This window comes from Pseudooceanicola lipolyticus (assembly GCF_002786325.1).
Lineage (GTDB): Bacteria > Pseudomonadota > Alphaproteobacteria > Rhodobacterales > Rhodobacteraceae > Pseudooceanicola_C > Pseudooceanicola_C lipolyticus.
Genome location: NZ_PGTB01000395.1, coordinates 1 through 841, shown reverse-complemented (window position 1 = coordinate 841; position 841 = coordinate 1). Strand labels below are relative to the sequence as shown.

Genomic DNA, 841 nt, shown 5'->3' with positions numbered 1-841 from the left:
CTCGGCAGTCGGCACGCAGGCTAGCAGCACAGCAGCAGCCAGAGCCATCCCCTCTCCTCGCTACGCTTCGCTTCCTCGGCGCCGATTCCTCCTCCTCCTCCTCCACCCTCGTCCGTCCCGTTCCGGCGCGCGAGCTCGCCCGAGATGGCGAACGCGAGATCGGGTGTCGCTGTGAACGATGAGTGCATGCTGAAGTTTGGCGAGCTGCAGTCGAAGAGGCTGCACCGCTTCATAACTTTCAAGATGGACGACAAGTTCAAGGAGATAGTTGTGGACCAGGTCGGGGATCGCGCTACCAGCTACGATGACTTCACAAACAGCCTCCCTGAGAATGACTGCCGATACGCGATCTATGATTTCGACTTTGTTACTGCAGAGGATGTCCAGAAGAGCAGGATCTTCTATATCCTATGGTCCCCATCCTCCGCCAAGGTGAAGAGCAAGATGCTTTACGCAATCTCAAACCAGAAATTCAAGAGTGGCCTCAATGGCATTCAGGTTGAACTCCAGGCCACAGATGCGAGTGAAATCAGCCTCGATGAGATCAAGGATCGGGCACGCTAGGCGCACCGCCATCGCGAGTTTCATGATCACGCATCATGGACTCGCCTACTACTGTGGATTTGTATGCCATTATAGACTTGGTGCTGCGAAAGACTGCTTTGGTGATTTGTGGGTTTGTTGCTGTGTAAAAAGATCCTCATGGCTCCCAGAAGACCATGAAGGTTTGGATCTATCATGTAATTCCTTGTTATCTGCCAATTATGTATGGACTATGGACATGTGTTGCGCTGTTCAACTTACTACTACAAATAAGTAATCGATAATGTTCCCTTCCCAA

The 841-nt window shown here is 51.8% G+C and carries 1 protein-coding gene; it reads left to right on the top strand.

The window, feature by feature from the left end; all coding sequences use genetic code 11:
- The first annotated feature begins 144 nt into the window (after positions 1 to 144).
- Entirely contained in the window at positions 145 to 564 is a 420-nt protein-coding gene (locus CVM52_RS28230; RefSeq protein WP_100165094.1) for an actin-binding ADF family protein, read from the top strand.
- The last annotated feature ends 277 nt before the right edge of the window (positions 565 to 841 follow it).

Bases quoted from the DNA above. Each gene is read 5' to 3' on its own strand.
- CVM52_RS28230 (WP_100165094.1), top strand. From the start codon at position 145: ATGGCGAACGCGAGATCGGGTGTCGCTGTGAACGATGAGTGCATGCTG.